Below are 3030 nucleotides of genomic sequence, written 5' to 3'. Positions count from 1 at the left end.
GGATGCGGGGACAGGATTTGAACCTGTGACCTTCAGGTTATGAGCCTGACGAGCTACCGGGCTGCTCCACCCCGCGTGGGTGTGTGTGTCTCTTGGGTTCCGGCCGGGTGGCCCGGCGGCGACCTACTCTCCCGCGCCTTGAGGCGCAGTACCATGGGCGCTGAGGTGTTTCACGGCCGAGTTCGGGATGGGATCGGGTGTGTCATCCTCGCGATGACCACCGGGCCACCGGGCCGGAACCTGAGACGGATGAGAGGTGTGGATCTGGGTGTGTGTTGGTGGTGAGGCGAGTGGTGCGCGGCTTGGTGCTGCGCGCGGCTGGGGGTGTGTCATTGCTGACAGACCCTGGCCGGTGCGGTGTTGGCGGTTGTCGAACTCGATCGGGCGATTAGGACCGCTCGGCTGAGAAGGTTACCCCTCTTGCACCTGCGGCCTATCGACGTGGTGGTCTTCCACGGCCCTCGGCGAGGCCCTGTCTTGAGGCTGGTTTCCCGCTTAGATGCCTTCAGCGGTTATCCGTTCCGCACTTGGCCACCCGGCCGTGCCGCTGGCGCGACAACCGGTTCACCAGAGGTGCGTCCATCCCGGTCCTCTCGTACTAGGGACGGATCCTCTCAAGCCTCGTACACCCACAGCAGATAGGGACCGAACTGTCTCACGACGTTCTAAACCCAGCTCACGTACCGCTTTAATCGGCGAACAGCCGAACCCTTGGGACCTGCTCCAGCCCCGGGATGCGATGAGCCGACATCGAGGTGCCAAACCTCCCCGTCGATGTGGACTCTTGGGGGAGATCAGCCTGTTATCCCTAGAGTACCTTTTATCCGTTGAGCGATGGCCCTTCCACGCGGAACCACCGGATCACTAAGGCCGACTTTCGTCTCTGCTCGCGCTGTCGCGCTCGCAGTCAGGCGGGCTTGTGCCTTTGCACTCAACAGCCGATGTCCGACCGGCCTGAGCCCACCATCGCGCGCCTCCGTTACACTTTGGGAGGCGACCGCCCCAGTCAAACTGCCCACCACGCAGGGTCCCGATCCCGGATAACGGGATGCGGTTAGACGCCAGAAAGGCGCAGGGTGGTATTTCAAGGTTGGCTCCACCAGAGCTGGCGCCCCGGCTTCAAAGCCTCCCACCTATCCTACACAGCCCCTTCCTGGCGCCACTGCGAAGTTGCAGTAAAGGTTCATAGGGTCTTTCCGTCTAACTGCGGGTACCCCGCATCTTCACGGGGAATTCAATTTCGCTGAGCCCATGCTGGAGACAGTGGGGAGGTCGTTACGCCATTCGTGCAGGTCGGAACTTACCCGACAAGGAATTTCGCTACCTTAGGACCGTTATAGTTACGGCCGCCGTTTACCGGGGCTTCGGTTCGGAGCTTGCACTCCTCCCCTTGACCTTCCGGCACCGGGCAGGCGTCAGACCCTATACGTCGTCTCGCGACTTCGCAGAGCCCTGTGTTTTTACTAAACAGTCGCCACCCCCTGGTTTGTGCCACCCACCCATGCTTGCGCACGAGCAGGTCTCGCTTATCCCGAAGTTACGCGAGTAATTTGCCTAGTTCCTTCAGCATGGTTCCCTCAAGCGCCTTGGTATACTCAACCAGTCCACCTGTGTCGGTTTCGGGTACGGTCCATATGCCAGAGCTGTTTCCCGGACCTCTCCAACCGCCCGATCAATCCGATAAGACCGAACAGCGTTTCAAGGTCGTCACTTCTGGCGGGCGTGGGAATATTCACCCACTTCCCATCGGCTACGGCTCTCGCCCTCGCCTTAGGGGCCGGCTCACCCTGCGCGGATTAACCTTGCGCAGGAACCCTTGGACTTTCGGCGGGAGAGTTTCTCACTCTCCTTGTCGCTACTCATGTCCGCATTCGCACTTCCCATACCTCCACGGCCCGTCACCGGTACCGCTTCACAGGCCTAGGGAACGCTCCGCTACCGCGTGCATTGCTGCACACCCATGTCTTCGGTAGATGGCTTGAGCCCCGTTACATTTTCGCCGCAGAACAGCTATTAGACCAGTGAGCTATTACGCTTTCTTTAAAGGATGGCTGCTTCTAAGCCAACCTCCTGGTTGTTTTGGCCGTCCCACATGCTTTCCCACTTAGCCATCATTTGGGGACCTTAGACGATGGTCTGGGCTGTTTCCCTCTCGACAATGGACCTTAGCACCCACTGTCTGTCTGCCAGGCTGCACTCCTCGGCATTCGGAGTTCGGTTGGGTTTGGTAGGGCTTTGGGCCCCCCTAGCCCATCCGGTGCTCTACCTCCGAGGGTGACCACCTGACGATCTACCTCAATAGATTTCGCGGAGAACCAGCTATTTCCGAGTTTGATTGGCCTTTCACCCCTAGCCACAGCTCATCCCCGACTTTTTCAACAGGCGTGGGTTCGGCCCTCCAGTAGGTGTTACCCCACCTTCAGCCTGGCCATGGCTAGATCACTCGGTTTCGGGTCTCATGCCCGTGACTAAGCGCCCATTTCGGACTCGCTTTCGCTGCGCCTACACCTATCGGCTTAAGCTTGCCACGAACACGAACTCGCGGACCCATTATACAAAAGGTACGCCGTCACCCACCCCGATTGCTCAGGGCCGGGCTCCGACTGCTTGTAGGCGTCCGGTTTCAGGTCTCTTTCACTCCCCTCGTCGGGGTGCTTTTCACCTTTCCCTCACGGTACTTGTGCACTATCGGTCGCCAGGGAGTATTTAGGCTTGGAGGGTGGTCCCCCCACGTTCAGACAGGGTTTCACGTGCCCCGCCCTACTCAAGGATCATCGCAACCAACACGCCTACGGGGCTGTCACCCACTGCGGCGGACCTTTCCAGATCCTTCGGCTTAGCTTGCAATGACCACTGGCCTACTCCGCTTTCGCTCGCCACTACTCGCGGAATCTCTGTTGATGTCTTTTCCTCCAGGTACTGAGATGTTTCAGTTCCCCGGGTTCGCCTCGTGACCCTATGAATTCAGACCACGATACCTCTTGCGAGGTGGGTTTCCCCATTCGGACATCCGCGGATCAACGATCGCTC

The 3030-nt window shown here is 59.4% G+C and carries 1 tRNA gene and 2 rRNA genes (1 of these 3 running past the window's edge); all 3 read right to left on the bottom strand.

Features of this window, described 5'->3' with window-relative positions:
- Nucleotides 1-2: 2 nt before the first annotated feature.
- Nucleotides 3-76, bottom strand: a tRNA-Met gene (locus L2I40_RS18205).
- A 34-nt stretch (nucleotides 77-110) separates the two neighbouring features.
- Nucleotides 111-225, bottom strand: a 5S ribosomal RNA gene (gene rrf, locus L2I40_RS18200).
- A gap of 142 nt (nucleotides 226-367) precedes the next feature.
- Nucleotides 368-3030 (bottom strand): 23S ribosomal RNA (locus L2I40_RS18195); it runs 89 nt beyond the window's last position.

Origin of the sequence: Falsiroseomonas oryziterrae (assembly GCF_021864505.1) — a bacterium.
GTDB lineage: Bacteria > Pseudomonadota > Alphaproteobacteria > Acetobacterales > Acetobacteraceae > Falsiroseomonas > Falsiroseomonas oryziterrae.
The sequence above is the reverse complement of the archived record's forward strand: the minus strand, read 5'-3'. Positions and strand labels throughout refer to the sequence as shown.